This is a genomic window from Rhizobium sp. No.120, assembly GCF_054558365.1.
Map to the genome: position 1 here is coordinate 446696 of NZ_BAAJNQ010000003.1, position 19760 is coordinate 466455.

9 protein-coding genes are annotated in these 19760 nt (G+C 59.9%); 3 read left to right on the plus strand and 6 right to left on the minus strand.

What is annotated here, in order from left to right; all coding sequences use genetic code 11:
- Positions 1-14: 14 nt before the first annotated feature.
- The gene (locus ACYJRZ_RS12920; RefSeq protein WP_459459273.1) at positions 15-7475 is read right to left on the minus strand and encodes a type I polyketide synthase; all 7461 of its coding nucleotides are present in this window, start codon (positions 7473-7475) and stop codon (positions 15-17) included.
- A 399-nt stretch (positions 7476-7874) separates the two neighbouring features.
- Between ACYJRZ_RS12920 and ACYJRZ_RS12925 the strand changes: the two genes are divergently transcribed.
- Positions 7875-8141 carry a glycosyltransferase family 2 protein gene (locus tag ACYJRZ_RS12925; protein WP_459459274.1) on the plus strand — a complete coding sequence of 89 codons (267 nt, stop codon included), beginning with the start codon at positions 7875-7877 and terminating at the stop codon, positions 8139-8141.
- Between the two features lie 22 nt (positions 8142-8163).
- Here the strand turns inward: ACYJRZ_RS12925 and ACYJRZ_RS12930 are convergent, their stop codons facing one another.
- Together ACYJRZ_RS12930 and ACYJRZ_RS12935 are read right to left on the minus strand one after the other, a co-directional pair.
- Positions 8164-11619, minus strand: coding sequence for an ATP-binding protein (locus ACYJRZ_RS12930; RefSeq protein ID WP_459459275.1), 3456 nt, complete (start codon positions 11617-11619; stop codon positions 8164-8166).
- Positions 11619-12854 carry a metallophosphoesterase family protein gene (locus ACYJRZ_RS12935; RefSeq protein ID WP_459459276.1) on the minus strand — a complete coding sequence of 412 codons (1236 nt, stop codon included), beginning with the start codon at positions 12852-12854 and terminating at the stop codon, positions 11619-11621. Before ACYJRZ_RS12935 ends, ACYJRZ_RS12930 begins: the two co-directional genes overlap by 1 nt.
- 222 nt (positions 12855-13076) lie before the next feature.
- Here ACYJRZ_RS12935 and ACYJRZ_RS12940 point away from each other — a divergent pair, with 222 nt between their 5' ends.
- Together ACYJRZ_RS12940 and ACYJRZ_RS12945 are read left to right on the plus strand one after the other, a co-directional pair.
- On the plus strand, positions 13077-14063 hold the full coding sequence (locus tag ACYJRZ_RS12940; protein ID WP_459459277.1) for an aldo/keto reductase: 987 nt from the start codon (positions 13077-13079) through the stop codon (positions 14061-14063).
- Between the two features lie 147 nt (positions 14064-14210).
- Positions 14211-14948, plus strand: coding sequence for an SDR family oxidoreductase (locus ACYJRZ_RS12945; protein WP_459459278.1), 738 nt, complete (start codon positions 14211-14213; stop codon positions 14946-14948).
- A 127-nt stretch (positions 14949-15075) separates the two neighbouring features.
- On the opposite strand, the gene hupB is transcribed toward ACYJRZ_RS12945, so the two are convergent.
- From hupB to clpX, 3 genes are all read right to left on the minus strand, one after another.
- Positions 15076-15351 (minus strand): DNA-binding protein HupB, encoded by a 276-nt coding sequence (gene hupB, locus ACYJRZ_RS12950; RefSeq protein WP_015339480.1) that lies wholly within the window; start codon positions 15349-15351, stop codon positions 15076-15078.
- A 202-nt stretch (positions 15352-15553) separates the two neighbouring features.
- On the minus strand, positions 15554-17974 hold the full coding sequence (lon, locus tag ACYJRZ_RS12955; RefSeq protein ID WP_459459279.1) for an endopeptidase La: 2421 nt from the start codon (positions 17972-17974) through the stop codon (positions 15554-15556).
- Between the two features lie 420 nt (positions 17975-18394).
- The gene (gene clpX / locus ACYJRZ_RS12960; protein WP_015339478.1) at positions 18395-19672 is read right to left on the minus strand and encodes an ATP-dependent Clp protease ATP-binding subunit ClpX; all 1278 of its coding nucleotides are present in this window, start codon (positions 19670-19672) and stop codon (positions 18395-18397) included.
- Positions 19673-19760 lie beyond the last annotated feature (88 nt).

The window sequence follows — 19760 nt, forward strand, 5'->3', positions numbered from 1 at the left end:
TTCGCCATCATAGGTCACTGCACGGCCCTTTTCTCGTGTTCTGCGCCATGACTGCGCGCCAGGCGCTCGACCACCTCATCGCCTGCCATATCACCAGTGCCGTTATCGCCGTTGCGATTCATGACCCGATCACGCAAACGGCTGACGACATCGCCCACGGTTGTGCCCTCTCCTACCCCGCTCAAAGGAATATCGAAGCCGGTTTTCTGCTGGAAGCTCATGCCGAGCTCCATAGCCATCAGGCTGTCGAGGCCGATATCCTTCAAAACCTTGTCGGGCGTCACCGTGTCTTCGGTCACGCGCAGGATGGCGGCAATCTCTGCCGCGACAAGCGCATGCAGCGCGGCCCGAGCCTCCTCTTCCGATTTCCCTCTGATCAGTTCCCTGAGATCGATGCTGTCTCCCTCGTTGAGGGCCTGATGGCTGCCTGAATGGCGCATCAGCGGCTCGAACAGAGAACGTCCGGCGATCGGCAGCAAACGAGCTGCATTCCAATCGATCTCGGCGATCATGACCGCCGCCGCATCGACATCCCCTCTGTCCGCGAGCATATAACGCTCAACCTGTTCCAGCGCGTCGCGTGCCTTCAACGCCGCCTTTCCAATACGCTTGGAGAGGAGATCATTGACCTCGATGTTGCGAGCAAGGAAGCCCTTGTCGGCGATTGCGCCGAAGCCGACGGCGAGCGCGGGCTTGCCGGCGCTCCGGCGCGCACGCGCCAGGCCTTCCAGATAGCCATTTGCCATTACATAGTTAGCCTGACCGGGATTGCCGAGCATGGTCGTTGCCGAAGAGAACAGCAGGAAGAGTTCCAGCCTGTCATCTCGTGTCAGACGATCCAGATTTTCCGCGCCGCGAATCTTGACCTCGAGAACGGGGCGATTGCGTTCCGGCGTCAGATTAGCAAGGAGCGCGTCGTCCAGGACCATGGCGGCGTGAATGACGCCTTTCAGTGCCCCTTCGGTGCGAAGCGAGGCAAGCAGCGTCTCGACCGCGGCGGCATCGGTGATATCGCGGGCATGCAGCGTCGTAACGACACCCCGCTTTGCCCAATCTGCTATCGCCTGCTTCGTTTCAGCGTCGGCAATGCCGCGGCGCGAGCATAGCGCTATGCGGCGCGCGCCCTTCGAAACGAGCCAATCGGCGGCGGCGAGCCCGAAGCCGCCAATGCCGCCCGCGACCAGGAAAACACCCTTCCCATCCACACGCAGGGATTTTGCGGGCGCGCGCAAGACGCTGTCAACACCCGCAACGGGCGGTCGCACCACGATTTTGCCGATATGGCCGGCATTCTGCATCAGCCGGAAGGCATTGCCGATCTCGTCATAATCGAAGGCGCGATATGGCAGAGGCGTCAGCTTTTCCTCGGCGAAAAGCTGACCGATCTCCCTGAAGATACGCCGAGTGAGGTCGGGTACGTTGACCAGAAGCTGATCCGCATCGATACCGAAATAGCTGACATTGCGCCGGAACGGACGCAGGCCGATCTTGCGGTCGGAATAATAGTCGCGCTTGCCGAGCTCCAGGAAGCGGCCGAATGGCTTGACCAGCTCGATGCTCCGCTCCATCGCTTCGGAAAAGAGCGAATTGAGGACAAGATCGACACCCTCGCCATCCGTAAGCCGCCGCACGCCGGAAACGAAATCCAGAGAGCGGGAATCAAGCACATGATCGGCGCCGAGCATTTCGAGGAAGCCACGCTTCTCGACCGTGCCCGCGGTGGCGATCACCTTGGCACCCTTAAGCTTGGCGATCTGGAGCGCCGCCAGACCGACGCCGCCGGCAGCTCCATGTATTAGGATGGTTTCGTTAGGCTGAATGCGCCCAAGCTCGACCATCGCATAATAGGCGGTCAAAAAGGCCACCGGCACGGTTGCAGCCGCGACGGTGTCCATCCGTTCGGGGAGCTTCGTCACTCCGTCGCGGTGAACACGGACATGGGTCGAGAACGCAGCAGGCCCGATCCCCATCACCTTGTCCCCCGGCTTGAGATCGCCGACGGCATCGCCAACGGCAAGAATTCGCCCAGCGAATTCCATGCCAATGGTGGCACCGGCAAAGCCGTCTTCCAGCGCCTCCTCTGGCAAGAGCCCCATAGCCCACATGACGTCGCGGAAATTGAGGCCGGTCGCTTCGACGGAGACGACAATCTCCCTCTCGTCAGGCACAGGAAGGCCTACTTCCTCCCAGACGACGCTATCGAGACGACCGCCCACATGTTGCCGGATCATCGCCGCGGCAAAATCCCGGCGGCTTGCTTCGACGGCAGCAAAGGGACCTGCGGCAGCTCTGATCTCCCGGACCGTTCCGGTCGCGCGATCCATGAGCCATTCGCGGTTATCCGTTTCCGCCGTCATGAGAGTATCGACGGCGGAAAATACTCGCCCGTCATCCGCATCGGCATCCAGCAGATGAATGTCAAAGGCATCATATTCGTTTTGAAGAACGCGGCCCAAAGCCCACAGACCGGCATTCGCGTCATCGACGGGACGAGCCGACAGCGGAGAACCGCCCGGCGCCAAGATCACCAGCCGAGGCCGTGCTCCATCGCCGTGCTGCGACAGCAGGTTCGCCAGTTCGGTGAAGATCGAGAGACGCGATAATGAGAGTTCCGCCGCATCGCCGCGCTTTACGCTGGCAAGATACACGATCCGGCTGGTGTTCCGGTCGACCGGATCGAGAGCACCGGCAATATCTGGCGACAACGCACTGAGATCGATGACTTTTGCATTCTCACCCAGCTTGCCAAGACCCTTCTTGCCCTGCTCCGACAAGATCAGGATTGGCTCGGCGGTCTCTAAGATGGCAGCTGTTTCCGGTTGCCGTTCGGACATAGCCGATACCGCTATCAACGCTCCCTCGGGGAATACCTGCTCGCGGATCAGCGGCTTGGCAAAGCCTAAACTGCCTAGAAGTTCGGCAATCTGCTGCGGCGTACCGAGCCGCCCAACGGGGAATTCGGGCGACGGGCTATCGGCAAACCAGCCTTCGGAAAGGCCGAAGACGAAATCATTGAAAGCGCTCGGCGCACGGTCGACCAGCAACAACCGCGCGCCGCCAGCGGCAACCGTCCGGACAGCCCGCTTGATATCGTCATTGTGGAGCATCAGGTACTGGCTCTGATCGCCGGAGGCGACCACGAGGTCCCCGACATAGCGATCCGTCAGTTTGGCCGGATCGGTGACGATGACATGCGCATCGCGTTCGAATGCGATCTCCAATGTCCGGCGCGCCTGCTCACGCGGCTCGGCGATCACGAGACATGCGCCCGCGGCTGCGGTGATCGTCGCCAGTTTCCGGCTGAAAGCGGCCGAAACCGAGCCGACTTCCAAAACGTGTGCGATCGCGCCGGCATCGGCCTCGATGGCGGATGTCAATGCTTCCGCGAGCATCGAAAGCCGCCGTTCGCTCAAGGGCGAATGAACAAGCACATGCTCCAGAGTCGCCCCGCCCGGAATGTTTGCCCCCTGGGCAGCAGGCTCTTGCTCCAAGACGTGCGGCCGTATCGTCGCCAGATGTTCGAGCGTCTCGCGATAGGCATCGCCAACGAGAACACTTTCGGCTACGCGCCCAGCATCCTCACGATAGATTTCCTGCAGCAGCTCAGCCACAGGCGGCAGTGTCGGCTCCAGGGGAACGTGCCACTTTCCGTCTCCCGTCTCCGCGATGCCGGCATCCTCCAGAATGTAGAGGCAATTGACCAGGAAAGACCGGAATTCGGCATCGCCGGGAAGGCCGGAAAATGCGACGGCGCCGTTGCGGTCCGCAACCTTCAGCGCGATATCGTGGCAGGCGCGATAGACCGCGGCTTCAAGAAGAAGGCTTGCATTGTTGAGCGCATGGTTCTCGCCGGAGCCGCCGTACAATGGAATCTGTCGCCCATCAGCGCTGGATTTATGGGCGCCGACGAAAAGAGCAGAAGGCACGCTCTCATAATGAAATGCAACGGAATCGAGCGTTGCCCTGCGGCGCAGCTGCGTGCGGCGGAAACGACAATCGTCAAGAACGGCAACCGCGCTGCCCTTTGCATCGAACAAGGTGAAACGGGCCTTGATCGAATTCGCGCTGAAACGCTCGATCTCAATGAAGGCTTTGACGATCGATCTTTCCTTGCCGAAAGCTCTCACGGTGCCAAAGTGAACGGGAATATAGGGAGCGCCGGTTTCATCGCCGGAAAATTGATCGAACAATGCGACGAGACCGTGAAAGGCCGCGTCGATCGACATAGGGTTGAGATTATAGCTGGCGAAGGGATGAGACGGTGAGGCAGCCGGCTTCAGGTCCACTTCGATCGCATGATGACCGAACGCCGCAGCTTTTGACAGAAGCTGGAAATGTGGGCCGTAATGCAATCCGAAACGTTCCGCGGTTTCGTAGGCCACCTCGGACGTCAATATGGATTTACGGTCCCCGCTCGATCGCGCGGAGGCCTTGCTATCCATCTCAGCTGCCAGCGGCTTGCGGCAACGTCCGACCGCATGCACCGTCCATTCGTCATGGCTGAGGCGCTCTCGCGACCGGATCTCGATATCTCCCGTCTCGGGCGACAGAATGGTGGACAATTCGACCATCCTGTCCTGAGACAATTCAAGCGGCCGGATAATTTCGAGATTGCCGATTTCGACTTCATCAGTCCCGTAATAACGCTGAGCAGCCGTTACGGCGATTTCGATAAAGCCACTGCCGGGCAGGATTGCCTTGCCGTCGACCACATGTTCAGCAAGGTCCGGGAAAAGACGTGCGTCGAGATGGTTCTTCCAATTCGAGCCATTGTGATCGGTGCGCCAGCCAAGCAGCGTGTACGGGCTTTTGCGATCGCGACCGAAAATATCGATCTCGTCTGTCGTCGCGTGAGCACGAAGCTCCACCGGCTCGAAAGGCAGAGGCGGCAGCTCGACGAAGGCGTTGCGCGCGGCACTGCCGCGTGCGCGCAGCGCAGGCGCGCCATTGGCAACCGCTCGCGCAAATGACTGCGAAACAGGATCGTGGCCGCCAATGGGAGCCTCTCTCAGCAAGGTCGGTATCGCGATGGCCTGAACCGATGCTTGTTTTGCGATCTCCGCGACATAGTTCGACAGGATCGGGCGGGGCGAAATTTCTATGAAGAGGTTGCATCCCATTGCCAAGGCGACCTGACACGCGGCCTTGAAAAGAACGGGATCGCGAACATTGCGCCACCAATATTGCGTATCCAGCAGGCGCCCATCACGTAGTTCGCCGGTCACCGTCGAGATAAATATTCCCGTTCCGCTATCCGGGGCCAAGTCGGGCAGATCGGCTAAGAACGCCTCCTTAGCGCGATCAATGATAGGATGATGGAATGGATAGTTGATATCAAGAACATGCGCGACGATCTGAGATTTACGCGCAGCATCGCGGTAGGCTTCTATCTCATCGGCAGGACCGGAGATCGTTACCGAATTCGGCGCGTTGACGGCCGCGATGCATATATTGTCCAGGCCCTTGGTTTTCGCAAAGGCTAGCGCTGCATCCTCGCCAAGGACGACGGCCGCCATCTTGCCTTCGCCGGCAAGAAGATCCTGGTGCAGCGAACGCTTCGCGACAATGGCGACCGCCTCGGCTGCCGTCAGCGCCTTAGCAGCATAGGCGGCTGCGATTTCACCGACAGAGTGGCCGAAGATAGCATCCGGCTTGACGCCCATCGACCAAAGACAATCCGAAAGAGAGGCCTGGATCGCGAACAACAGCGGCTGCGCGATCTTGGTATCGGCCAGGCGTGCAGCAAGATCGGAGGCGACCAGAACATCGGTCAGCTTCTCGCCGAGATAATATTCAAAAAGCGCGCTGAAGGACTGGAAACATTGCCGGAAATGGCGGTTTTCCTCATAGGCACCGATACCCATTCCCGCCCATTGCGAGCCATTGCCAGAAAAGACGAAGGCGATCCTGGTAGCCTGGGCCGGAGCTTCGCCTGCCTCGCCGACCGAATTCCTACCCGCAAGATGCGCATCGATCGCGGCGAGTACGGCTGCACTGTCCTTTGCCCGGGCCGCGAAGCGATGACGCATGGTTTCGCGATTGGCCGCAGCGGAAGCAACGATCTGACGCGCTTCCTTTGGCTCGGCAGTTTCAAGACGGGTCCTATATTCCTCAAGCAATGTCGAAAGAGCGGACGCCGTGTGAGCGCTGACGGCAAAAACAACGCCCTCGCCCCGGACCGGCGGCTCAGGCGGCGCGATCGGATCGGGATCGCTGATGACGACATGAGCGTTCGTTCCGCCGAAACCGAAGGAATTGATCCCGGCAAAGCGTGCGTGCTTGGCTGGAAGAAGCTCGATCGTTGACGTGTTGACCCGAACGTTCAGACCCTCAAAATCGATAGACTCGTTCGGGTGGTCGAAATGCAACGAGGCCGGCAGGAAATTATTTTCGAGCGCTATTACGGCCTTCAGCAGTCCGAAGAGGCCAGATGCCGGTTCGGTATGGCCGATATTCGTCTTTACCGAGCCGATCGGCACAGGCGCCCGCCGATTGCGACCTATAACTTCGCCGATTGCCCAGATTTCGGCGGGGTCGCCTACCTTCGTTCCCGTTCCATGCCCTTCGATGAAGGCGATGCGATTGACGTCGATATTTCGCCCTTCATAGATCGACTGGAGCAAGGCGGCCTGCGCCTCACGCGACGGCATGGAAATGCCGTTGGTTCGGCCCGAAGAATTGACGCCTACGGCATGTATCCTGGCATAGCTGCGGTCCTTCTCGCGCAGCGCAACGTCCGTCCGACGCAATACGATCGCCGCACCACCTTCTGCACGGACGTAACCGCGGCCGTTGTCGTCATAGGCGCGGCAGAGTCCTTCCGGCGACAGCATGCGAGCCTGTGCGAAGCCCACGAAGGACATGGGGTTAAGCAGAATATTGATGCCCCCGACGATCGCGGTATCGATCTCTCCGTTTTCGAGGGCTCTCACCGCCTGGTCGAGCGCTACCAGCGACGACGAACAGGCCGTGTCGATCGTCATGCTTGGCCCACACAAGCCGAATATATGCGAGATGCGGTTGGATACGATGGAAAGCGCATTGCCCGTCATGAAATACGGGCTACCCGAGGCGGGATCCTCGATCGTAAGGTTGCCGTATTCAAGGGAGGATGCGCCGACATAGACGCCCACGCGCTGGCCTTCGAATCCATCGATCGGCAGGTTTGCATCTTCCAAAGCTCGCCAGACAAGATTCAGAAGGATGCGCTGCTGCGGATCCATTTGCATCGCTTCACGCTGGGAAAGGCCGAAAACCGTGGGATCAAAGTCGTAGACATTCTCGAAGACGCCGGCTGCAAAACTGTAAGTTTTTCCCTGGACGCCCACAGCCGGATGCCAAAAGCGCGCAAGATCCCAGCGCTCCTCAGGTATACGGCTTACGGTGCAACGCCCCTCCTTTAGTACGAGCTGCAGTTCATCGATAGAACCCGCCCCAGGGGCAATGCTTGCACGTCCGATAATCTCTACTGTCATGATCTCTCAGCAACATACCAAACTGACGAAATTCAATATCAGCTACTCGCGCTTTCAGCACCCGTAGTTGTCGCTGACAAGAACTTTGCGTGTGCAGCCAATTTGCAGCAGCACAGCAAATCAACGCGATATATGATTACTTGGACCCTCAATTCAAATCAAAGATCGCTGTTCTCGCTTGCGGCGGCTTCAGTTCTTTCACTAAATCAATTCGCGACGAATTTCCGTTACCGACAAGGCACGATCCGTCACAATCATACAGATGTCGGCATCGATCAACGAATACGATGGATGCTGATAGGCTACGTAGAGCCCCTATCGTTCCGATTCTATTGATCACTGGCCTGGATTTGTTAGCGTTCTCGCTCCCTAGGACGCAATATTAAGTGGCGTAGTGACGTGGATTATTGTCTGCGGGCGCACAAGGCAGGATACCGTATCGTCTGGACGCCCTTTGCCTGCCTTTATCACCATGAATCGCTATCGCGCGGCTCGGATAAATCCGGCGAACGAAAGAAGCGCTTCGAGCAGGAGAAACAGAACCTGCGTCGGCTGCACACCACACAGGGTTTCATCGACCCCGCGCTCAATCCGGCCTATAGCCGCGATAAATCGGACCCCAAGATCGTAATACCGACGCGACTGCATATCCCGTCGATGTCTTAGCCCGGCCCTGGATCGCTCCTCATCAAAGCTGAATCAGATCGAGACCTCGGCCGATTTCGCTTTTAGCGATCTCGACTACACTCTTCTCGTGGGTAAACAGGATCGTCTGGAAACGATCGGCCGTGGCAGCGAGCACCTGCAGACCGGCGCTGACGCGCTCGTCGTCAAATGTCTGGAAGATATCGTCGACGATCAGCGGTACAGGCTCGTTGCGGGCGGAATAATCTTCGAGGAATGCCAGCCGCAGTGCGAGATAAAGCTGATCGCCCGTTCCCTCGCTCAAGCCGTCGAGCGGCACGCGCTCGCCCGCGGCACGTTCGGCCAGCAATTGCAGCGTGTCGCTTTCATCATGCGCTTCGACGAGACGCGAGAAACGGCCGCCAGTGAGCTGCGAGAACAACTCGCCCGCTCGTTTGATGACGGGATCGGCCTGCTTTTCTCGATAGGCTTCCATCGAGCCGGCCAGCATTCGCGCGGCGATCTTGAGGACGACCCATTGCCGCGCAAGGTCCTTTGCCTCCTGCTCAGCCGCGAGCCTCTCGAAAACCGCATATTCTGCACTAATGCCGGTTTCCAAAGCCTGCCGCTGACGCCGGTTTTCCGCCAGCCGGGCCGAAAGTTCGCCATGTATGGCAAACTGCCGCTGGTCTTCCTCGGTCAGCCGCTCGATTTCGAGATCGGCTGCAACCCGTTCAAAACCGGCAAGCTCGGCACGAAGCTCGCTTTCGGCTTTGCCGTCAGCCTGCTGGCGGAACCGATCGTGGCTTTCGGCAAGCCGTGCGGCGAGACGCGTACGTTCGCGCAGCCGCGAAAGCAGTCCCGACAGATCCCCGCCACCGGGAAGATCCGCGGTCAGCTGATCGAGATCGGCAGTAATGACGGCGAGCGCTGCCTCATGGCGGGTCACCAAGCTTTGCCAACGCTGCCGCTCCTCTTCGAGGCCGTCGCGTTTTTTCAGCTCTCCGCGCATGGCGTTGACACGGGTATGCAGCGCCTCCGCGGCGGCGTCCGGCGGCAGATGGTCCAGCTCGTAGCCGCTATTTGCGGCAAGCGTCGCCAGTCGCCGCTCGAAATCCGCCATATCACGGCGCATGCCGTTAACGCGGCGCAAGCGGTTTTCCCGCTCCGCCAGGACATCGGGCAGTTCCCGCCATGCCTTTAGGGCAGCATCCGCCATCTCCATGGTCGTGTCGGATGGCAGTCGAAGCAGTTCGACGGCTTTGCCGAATGCACCGCGCCAAGCGACCTGCTGTCGTTCTAAGCTTTGCTGCAGGTCGTCGAACCGGGCCAGCCTCTCACGTGCCGCGCCGATTTCCCCTTCCCGCGTGCGGCTTTCGCTCCAGCGTTCCGAAAGAAGGCGCAGATGCTTGCGCAAGCCTTCCGCAATGGCGGCCGGCGGAAGGCGACCGCTCTTATAGCCGGTTGCTTCGACGATATCCTGCAGCGCGGGCAAGACGCGGACTTCGGCCAACGCATTCTCATCGCGTTCGTCCAAGAGATCCCGCAGTGCTTTGCGCTCGCGTCGCAGCAGCTCCACACCGCGACGCCATTCCAGCATCGTCGATGGATCGAGGGCATCGACACCGCAAGGCTCAAAAAGGGCTACGAAGGCTTCCTGGGCATCCTTCAGCGCTTTCTCAAAGCCCTTGAAACGACCGGAAGCCTCCTCCCGCTCCCGCAGTAGACAAGCTTGACGCAGACGATAGTCGGCGTGACGCGCAACACGATCCGCATCACTCAGAGCTGCATCGGCCAGACGGTCCGCTTCAGCTACCTCGACGGCCAACGTGGCAAGCATTCTGGCTTCCGGAGCCGCACCATCCGCCCACCTCTGCTGGATAGAGGCCCATTGCGCATCGCGGCTCTCACGCGCGGCGATGATCTGTTCGCGCGTAATAATCGGCCCGGTGCGTTCGGCATCCACAAGCGTTCGTTCTATCTCCGCCAGCTGCTCGTCATAAGTCTGCAGCTTGGCAGTAGCGTCGCGCACCTTCGATCGCGCGGCGTCGATCGCATCGCGATGTCCCGTAATCTCCGTCGTTTCCGGAAGCGGTACCGTGAAGAGCAGATTAATGTCACCGACCGGTGGCTGCAGCCGTCCGGCCGCTTCACGGAGATCGGCTTCCGTGCGACGTATCTGGGTTTCCAGCCCATCAAGGCGAGCCAAGGCGGAGAGATCGCCGCTCAAAGCCTCAAGCTGGTCAATGTAGGGTCTCGGATCGATCAACCGCCCGTTAAGGCTGTCCTTCTCGAGCGCGGCCAACTGCCTGCGCTCGCTGTCGGATTGTTCGACAAGCGACTGTATCTGCCGCGCAAGTTGCCTACCCTGCTCCACAAGTTCGGACAGGCGCGCGCGGTCGATATCACTCGGCTGTTGCCGTTCCAACTCAGCCTCGCCAAGACCGAGACGGCGGGCAAGCTGGGACAGCGTTGTGTCGTAGCCAGCAAGCTCCTGATCGACGCGCGGCAGGTCCTGACGTTGAGCGCGGTAGTTGCCGGTATCGGCAAAGAGCTGGGTGATATCGCCCGATATCTGCAGCAACGCTTCATCGATGTGCACGCGTGCGAGGTCTTCCTCGGTGCGTGCAACGGCTTGTTGCGCGCGGCGCAGTTCCTCTTCGCTCGCTTGTTTATCGCGCAGTTTCTGTTCAAGCCGGTCAGCGAAGCCGTCCGGTATGGCGGCGAGATCGGAAAGACCATCGAGCGCAACGGTTTCCGCATCCATCTCGGCAAGCAAGGGCTGCAAGGTCTTCAGCCGCTTGAGCCGGTCCAGTGCCTCGCGCGTGCGGCGGCGCTCCACCTGCAGCCGCTCCAACTCCGCTTCCAGCTCGGCGGCTTCAGCAAGAAGCTTCTTCCAGTCGCCGGATTTCAGCTCGTTGTCCCGCTCAGCCTTGCGGGCATCCTCATAGCGATCGAGAGCCTGGTAGAAGCCGCGGTCCTTCGAACGTCGGGCGGCATAGATGCCGTCGGCCTCCGCTTCCAACGACTGGCGCAGGCGCGACAGACCGGTAAGCCCCGAAGCTGCAGAAAACAGCAGGCTACCGATCTCCCCGCCGCTGCGCAGCATGGCGGTCGCACCTTGCCGCAACCGTTGAGAGTCGAGGCCGAAGGCGCGCTCGAAGACATCGCGGCTGAGATTACCTAGGAAGGGTGAAAGCGCATCATCGGCCAGCGCTGTCTCCTTGTCGTCCGGCGCGAGAAGCGTTCCCTTACGACCGCGACGACGGCGAAAACTCAAGCAGGCGCCATCGCGCGCTCTAAGATCGGCGCCGATTCGCAAGGTATTGGGCTCATGCAGGAAGCTCTGCTCGGCAGCGGTCGGGAATCCGAAGAGAAGATCGGAGATAGCGCTCAGAGCCGAGGATTTGCCCGCCTCGTTCGGACCGTAGATCACATGCAGCCGTGCGTCGGGGCGAAAATTGATCGCGCGATCGGTCAGCGCGCCATAGCGGAGAATATCGAGCCGGGTGAAGCGCATCAGCCTGCCCCCTGCCCGCGCGCCAGCAGCAATTGCCGGGCCTCTTCGATAAGGGTTTCGAAGCTGTCGTCAAGCGGGGTATCGGTAGCCCCTAGGCCGCCCGGCAGGCGCACGGCGATCTCGTCGATCAAGCGGCTTGCTTCCGCCATAATATCGGCGTCGCCAGCATGCTCCGCCAATAGCTGGCGCAGGTCGAGCGCGCCGTCCGCATCAGCCGATTTCTCCGGCGGCGGCTCAAGCCGCAGCTCGAGCTTTTCCAGCCAGATATCCTCATGCACACGATGACAGGCAGCTTCCACCTCATCGCGCCATTGCTGGCGATTGGCGGCGATCGCCCCCTGCAGCGGCGTTACGCCGGAAAGCCGCACGCGCAGCGCCATCATGCGCCCGTCCATCTGGTCGGCCAAGGGCTGCACTGCGTGCTCCACGCGACGGAGGATCGCCGCCTGATCGTCCTCCGGATCGACGACAATATCGGCCTGCGCAAAACGGGCCTCATCGACGATGATGCGCTCATGCACGATGCGTCCGTCTTCGACGGTCACCAATACCGCACCCTTGGCACCGCGTTCGCGAATGTTGCGTCCTTGCAGATTGCCCGGAAAGATCACGAGCGGATCCTCCGCAACCACTTCAAAGTCGTGCACATGACCGAGCGCCCAGTAATCATAGCCGCGCGAACGCAGATCCTCGACGGAGCATGGCGCATAGGGCGCATGCGGCTCGCGGCCGGTGAGCGAGGTATGGAGAATACCGATATTGAACCAGCCGGAGACGGGCGCGGGATAGGTAATCGCCAGATTGTCGTTGGCGGAGCGCTCGGCAAAGCCCTGGCCGTGCAGCGCCACCCTCAGGGCTTCCAGCCTGACACTACCCGGCTTGCCGGTCGGGAACTCATGGACGTTTGATGGCAGAGTGATGGTCTTGGTGATGACGCTTGCTGCATCGTGATTGCCGCGCAGCAGGTAGACCGGAATGCCCGCCCGCTCCAGCCGCGCCATTTCGCGATTGAAGAACAGGCCGATCTTATTGTCCTTCCAGTCGCCATCATAGACATCGCCGGCAATGACGAAGAAATCGACGCGCTTTTCGATCGCCAGCCCCACAAGGGTCGAGAATGCCTTGCGGCTCGCTTCGACGAAGACGGCAGCGACGGCGGCGTCCTTCAAGGCCAGCCCCTGGAAGGGGCTACCGAGGTGCAGATCGGCGGCGTGGATGAAGCTGAAAGAGGGCATGGGCTCCAATAACAGTCAGAAATCCGGTCTTTCCTTTTAAGGAAATAGAGGCGCAATGAATACCGCGCCGGCAACGTCATCCAAGGGTTTCATCACTAGGTCCGGATTGTCATATTCCTCGGTCACGTGATTGCGATCCTCGATCGCCAATGTGCGCTTGTGGCCCTGTCGGACGGCTGCTACTGCGCTATCATCTTATGATTAAAAGAGAGGAGACTTTTCATGAGACATCATGCTTTCGGACGAACGCCCTTTATCGTGACCGATGTCGGCTTTGGCGCCTGGCAGATCGGCGGCGCATGGGGCGATGTCAGCGAGGCCGACGGCCGTGCAGCATTGAACGCCGCCCTCGATGCCGGCATGACCTTCATCGACACCGCCGACGTCTATGGCGACGGCCGCTCAGAAAAGATCATCGCGGATGTACTGAAGGCACGCGGGGCCCAACGCCCGATGGTGGCGACGAAGGCCGGCCGCCGGCTGAACCCGCATGTTGCCGACGGCTATACCAAGGTCAATCTCGAAGCCTTCATCGACCGCAGCCTGAAGAACCTCGGCGTCGAAAGCCTTGATCTCGTGCAGCTTCACTGCCCGCCGACCGAAGTTCTTTATCGACCTGAAGTTTTCGACGGTCTCGACGAATTGCAGAAGGCCGGCAAGATCAAAGGATACGGCGTCAGCGTCGAGAAAGTCGAAGAGGCACTGAAGGCTATCGAATATCCGGGTGTCGTCAGCATCCAGATCATCTACAACATCTTCCGCCAGCGACCCGACCATCTGTTCTTCAAGGAAGCCAAGCGCAAGAACGTCGCCGTCATCGCCCGCGTACCGCTGGCCTCCGGCCTACTCTCCGGCAAGATCACCCGCGATACGCAATTTGCCAGCGACGACCACCGCAATTTCAACCGTCATGGCGAGGCCTTCGATGTCGGCGAAACCTTTGCCGGCGTGCCGTTCGAAGTCGGTCTGCAGGCCGTGGAAGAAGTGCGCAAGCTGGTTCCGGCCGGTGCGAGCATGGCAGCCTTTGCGCTGCGCTGGATCCTGATGAACGAAGCCGTCACCGTCGTCATTCCAGGCGCCCGCAATGCTGAGCAGGCCAAAGCCAATGCGGCAGCAGCCGATCTCGCTCCGCTCTCCGCCGACGTCATGGCGGCGACGCGCGAGATCTACGAGCGCCTGATCGCTCCGCATGTTCATCATCGCTGGTAACATCCATCTGAAGTGGGTGGTCGGAACGCGCTTTCGGCCATCATGGGCATATTGTTCCTTAGGTGCAAAGACAGCATCAACATGCTGCTGCCTCAAGCTTGACACCATTGAGGAAAAGGGGCCGGATAGGCTCCAAGGAGGAATGTCATGAACGTAGCGCTGGTAACGGGCGCCTCTCGCGGCCTGGGTGCGGTGATTGCCTTGGAGCTTGCCAAGGCTGGCTGGGCCGTCGCCGTCAATTATGCAAGCGACACGCAGGGGGCCGAGAAGATCGTCGATACCATTCGGCAGCGCGGCGGGCAGGCATTTGCCGCCCGGTTCAGCGTGATCGACAAGGAGCAGCTTGTCGACGGGCTGGAAAAGATCAGGTCATCGCTCGGCCCCGTCGATCTCATCGTCAACAACGCGACCGGTCCCCAGCCGAGCATGCCGCTCATGGAGCAATCTTGGCGGACCTATCTCGATCAGCTCGAATTCTTTGTCAAGGCGCCGCTGGAGCTGCTGCAAGCCGTATTGCCGGACTGGCGGGCGCGCAAATCAGGGCGTATCATCAACATAGGCTCCGAGATCGCCGAGCTCGGCAATCCGAATATCGGCAATTATGCCTCCGCCAAGGGCGCGATGCTGTCGATGACGCGCTCCTGGGCGAGAGAGCTGGCGCCGGAAGGGATTACGGTCAATCTCGTTGCGCCAGGCTGGATCCCCGTCGAGCGCCATGCCGACGCTTCGAAAGAAGCGATAGACGACTATCTCGCACAAACGCCTATGGCCCATTTCGGTAGGCCCGAAGATATTGCCGATGCCGTCGTCTTTCTGGCCTCGAGCAAGGCAGATTTCATCACCGGCCAGAAGCTCGCGGTCAATGGCGGCCGGACGCTGCTCTGAGAACGCCTCGCAAAGGCGGGCTTCGGTGGCAGATTGCTGCGCATGAAACGAAAAAGGGCCCGCGAGAAGCGAGCCCTCGATGTTGTCCACCCGCAAGGCAAAAAGCCTCGCAGCGGGTGAAAACGAATTAGCTGTTGACCGAGTCCTTCAGGCCCTTGCCGGGCGTGAACTTCGGTACGTTACGGGCAGGAATATCGACCTCGGCACCGGTGGACGGGTTACGGCCCTTGGTGGCTGCACGGTGAGAAACGGTGAAGCTGCCGAAACCAGCAAGGCGAATGTCGCCGCCCTTCTTCAGTTCGGCCTGGACAGTATCGAAAACAGCGTCGACAGCGGAAGCAGCGTCAGCCTTCGTGATACCGGCCTTCTCGGCCACTGCGGACACGAGCTCATTCTTGTTCATGTTTCCACCCCTTTCTCTGGTATGAAACGACTTATCAGTAAGCGGGGCGCAAAATATAAATGCTCTTACCCGCCGCAACCCCAAAAGCCCTGCAAATCAAGGAAAAGCAAGCGTTGCCATGCGCTTTTCACAAAAAAAGACCGGCAAAAATGCCGGTCTTTCGTCCATTTATGTCAATTCGACAGAATTGAGGCGAAGGGGCTCAATGAGCGATGGCGGAACCTACCTCGTCGACGCCTTCGACCGTTGCGATCACAGGCGTTTCCACGGTGCCATCCCACTCGATCGGCTCAGGACGGCGAACAAGCGCATGCTTGATCACCTCGCCCATGCGCGACACGGGGATGATTTCCATGCTGTTCTTCACGTTGTCCGGAATCTCCGCCAGATCCTTGGCGTTTTCTTCCGGGATCAGCACCTTCTTGATGCCGCCGCGCAGGGCCGCGAGCAGCTTTTCCTTCAGGCCGCCGATCGGTAGCACACGGCCGCGCAGCGTGATTTCACCCGTCATGGCAACATCCTTGGAAACCGGGATGCCGGTCATGATCGAGACGATTGCGGTTGCCATAGCGACACCGGCCGACGGGCCATCCTTCGGCGTCGCACCTTCCGGCACGTGCACGTGGATGTCGCTCTTGTCAAAGCGGGGCGGCTCGATGCCGAAATCGACAGCGCGCGAGCGGACGTAGGAGGCCGCCGCCGAGATCGATTCCTTCATGACTTCCTTCAGGTTGCCGGTAACCGTCATGCGGCCCTTGCCCGGCATCATCACGCCTTCGATCGTCAGCAGCTCGCCGCCGACTTCAGTCCAGGCGAGACCGGTGACAACACCGACCTGATCGTCGCGTTCGGCTTCGCCATGGCGGAAGCGCGGCACGCCGAGATAGTCGGAAATATTCTCCGCCGTAACAGCAACCGACTTCACCTTGCCCTTGATGATCTCGGTGACCGCCTTGCGGGCGAGCTTCATCAATTCGCGCTCGAAGTTACGAACACCGGCTTCGCGGGTGTACTGCTGGCTAATCGCCATCAGGGCGCCGTCGGTGACCGAGAATTCTTCCGGCTGCAACGCATGTTCCTTGATGGCCTTCGGCAGCAGGTGCCGCTTGGCGATCTCGCGCTTTTCATCTTCGGTATAGCCGGCGATACGGATGACTTCCATGCGGTCCATCAGGGGTGCAGGGATATTCAGCGTATTCGCCGTCGTGATGAACATCACGTCCGACAGGTCATATTCGACTTCCAGGTAGTGATCCATGAAGGTCGAGTTCTGCGCCGGATCCAGCACCTCAAGCAGAGCCGAAGACGGGTCGCCGCGATAGTCCTGGCCGAGCTTGTCGATCTCGTCGAGCAGGAACAGCGGGTTGGACTTCTTCGCCTTCTTCATCGACTGGATGACCTTGCCGGGCATCGAGCCGATATAGGTGCGGCGATGACCGCGGATCTCGGCTTCGTCGCGAACGCCGCCAAGCGCCATGCGGACATACTCACGGCCGGTCGCCTTGGCGATCGACTGGGCGAGCGAGGTCTTGCCGACGCCCGGAGGGCCGACGAGGCACAGGATCGGGCCTTTGATCTTCGTCGCGCGAGCCTGGACGGCCAGATATTCGACGATGCGCTCCTTGACCTTCTCCAGACCGAAATGATCCGCTTCGAGGATCTTCTCGGCGTTATTCAGGTCGGCCTTGATCTTCGACTTCTTGTGCCAGGGGATACCCAGCAGCCAGTCGAGATAGTTGCGCACAACAGTCGCTTCAGCCGACATCGGGCTCATCTGCCTGAGCTTCTTCAGCTCGGCATCGGCCTTTTCCTTGGCTTCCTTCGACAGCTTGGTCTTGGAGATGCGCTCTTCCAGTTCGGCCATCTCGTCACGGCCTTCTTCGCCGTCGCCGAGCTCCTTCTGGATCGCCTTCATCTGCTCGTTCAGGTAATATTCGCGCTGCGTCTTCTCCATCTGGCGCTTGACGCGCGAGCGGATGCGCTTTTCGACCTGCAGAACCGAAATCTCGCCTTCCATGAAGCCGAGCGCCTTTTCGAGGCGAGCCTTGACGCTGGTGGTTTCCAGCATTTCCTGCTTTTCGGTGATCTTGATCGAAAGATGCGATGCAACAGTGTCCGCCAGCTTCGAATAATCATCGATCTGGCTGGCTGCACCGACCACTTCCGGCGAAATCTTCTTGTTGAGCTTCACATAGCTCTCGAATTCGGAAACGACGGAACGGCTCAAAGCTTCGAGCTCGACCTGGTCTTCTTCCGGCTCATGCAGGACATGGCCAAGGGCTTCGTAGAAGTCTTCACGGCCGGTATATTCGTCGATTTCTGCGCGCGCACGGCCTTCCACCAGCACCTTGACGGTGCCGTCGGGCAGTTTCAGCAGCTGCAGGACATTTGCAACGGTACCGACCTTGTGGATGGCGTCCGGCGCGGGATCGTCATCGCTGGCGTTGATCTGGGTGACGAGCATGATCTGCTTGTCCGAACCCATGACCTCTTCCAACGCGCGAATGGATTTCTCCCGTCCGACGAACAGAGGCACGATCATGTGGGGGAAGACCACGATGTCGCGCAACGGCAATACCGGATAGGCAATGCTGTCGTGTGCCGCAGACGTTTTCTTACTCATGTCATTTCCTTTCCGTCGTCCCGTTCCCGGGCTCTCTGCCGGCTTGGGGGGAGTTAGCCGGCTCTCTCACTTGGTAAACAAGTGGAGCTTCACACTGCCTATTTCAAGTCACAGGAAACGCCCGCCACAAGGCAACGATCCCGCATATCCGCAAGGAGGAACGCAACAACAAAACACCAAAGCCCGACAACTCGAACACTGCTGGCGACGTTAAGATCCGAAGAAACCCGCCGGGCCTGCGCCCCATCCGCCTCGTGCTTCAGAATCATGCCATCATGGCTGCAGCAGGGCCTCTTCACAACCGGTTCCGATGGCATTCCCTTAAGCTTATCCAAGACTTTATCAGCAAACCGTGCGATTTTTCAAACAGAAAGGGGCCCGTCGATGACGAGCCCCCGATTCGTGATCACGGATGATGGATCAGGCCGTTGCGTTGGCCTTCTCCTCCTGCCGGTCGGCATAGATGTAGAGCGGGCGGGCCGAGCCGCGAACCACTTCCTCGGAAATGACCACTTCGCGCACGCCTTCCAGCGCCGGTAGCTCGAACATGGTATCGAGGAGGATCTTCTCCATGATGGAACGCAGACCACGGGCACCCGTCTTGCGGACGATCGCCCTGCGGGCGATTTCGCGCAGAGCGTCCTCGTGGAAGGTCAGCTCGACATCTTCCATCTCGAACAGGCGCTGATACTGCTTCACCAGCGCGTTCTTCGGCTCGGACAGGATCTGGATCAGCGCATCCGCGTCCAGATCTTCCAGCGTCGCCAGAACGGGCAGACGGCCGATGAATTCCGGGATGAGACCGAACTTCACCAGATCTTCCGGCTCCAGCTCGCGCAGCACTTCGCCGACGCGGCGGTCATCCGGCGCCTTGACGGTCGCGCCGAAGCCGATCGAAGTCTTCTCGCCGCGGGCGGAGATGATCTTGTCGAGGCCGGCGAAAGCGCCGCCGCAGATGAAGAGGATGTTGGTCGTGTCCACCTGCAGGAATTCCTGCTGCGGATGCTTGCGGCCGCCTTGCGGGGGAACCGAAGCCACCGTGCCTTCCATGATCTTCAGAAGCGCCTGCTGCACGCCCTCGCCCGAGACGTCGCGCGTGATCGACGGATTGTCCGACTTGCGGGAAATCTTGTCGACTTCGTCGATGTAGACGATACCGCGCTGTGCGCGCTCGACATTGTAGTCGGCAGCCTGCAGCAGCTTGAGGATGATGTTTTCGACGTCTTCGCCGACATAGCCTGCTTCGGTCAGCGTCGTCGCATCGGCCATGGTGAAGGGGACGTCGATGATGCGGGCGAGCGTCTGGGCAAGATAGGTCTTGCCGCAGCCGGTCGGGCCGACGAGCATGATGTTCGACTTCGCCAGCTCGACGTCACCGTTCTTCGATGCGTGAGCGAGCCGCTTGTAATGGTTGTGAACGGCTACGGAGAGGATCTTCTTCGCCTGCCGCTGGCCGATGACGTATTCGTCAAGAACCTTGATGATGTCCTGCGGGGTCGGAACACCGTCACGAGACTTCACCATCGAGGATTTGTTTTCCTCGCGGATGATGTCCATGCATAGCTCGACGCACTCGTCGCAGATGAATACGGTCGGTCCGGCAATCAACTTCCGGACTTCATGCTGGCTCTTACCGCAGAACGAACAATAAAGCGTGTTCTTTGAGTCGCCGCCGTTGCTGCCGCTGACTTTGCTCATATCACTTTCCTTCCAGCACGCCGCAAATTTCCAATTTGAAATCGCGGTCCACTCTATGCGCCCGCCGGACCTGCCCCTCGTTTGCAGA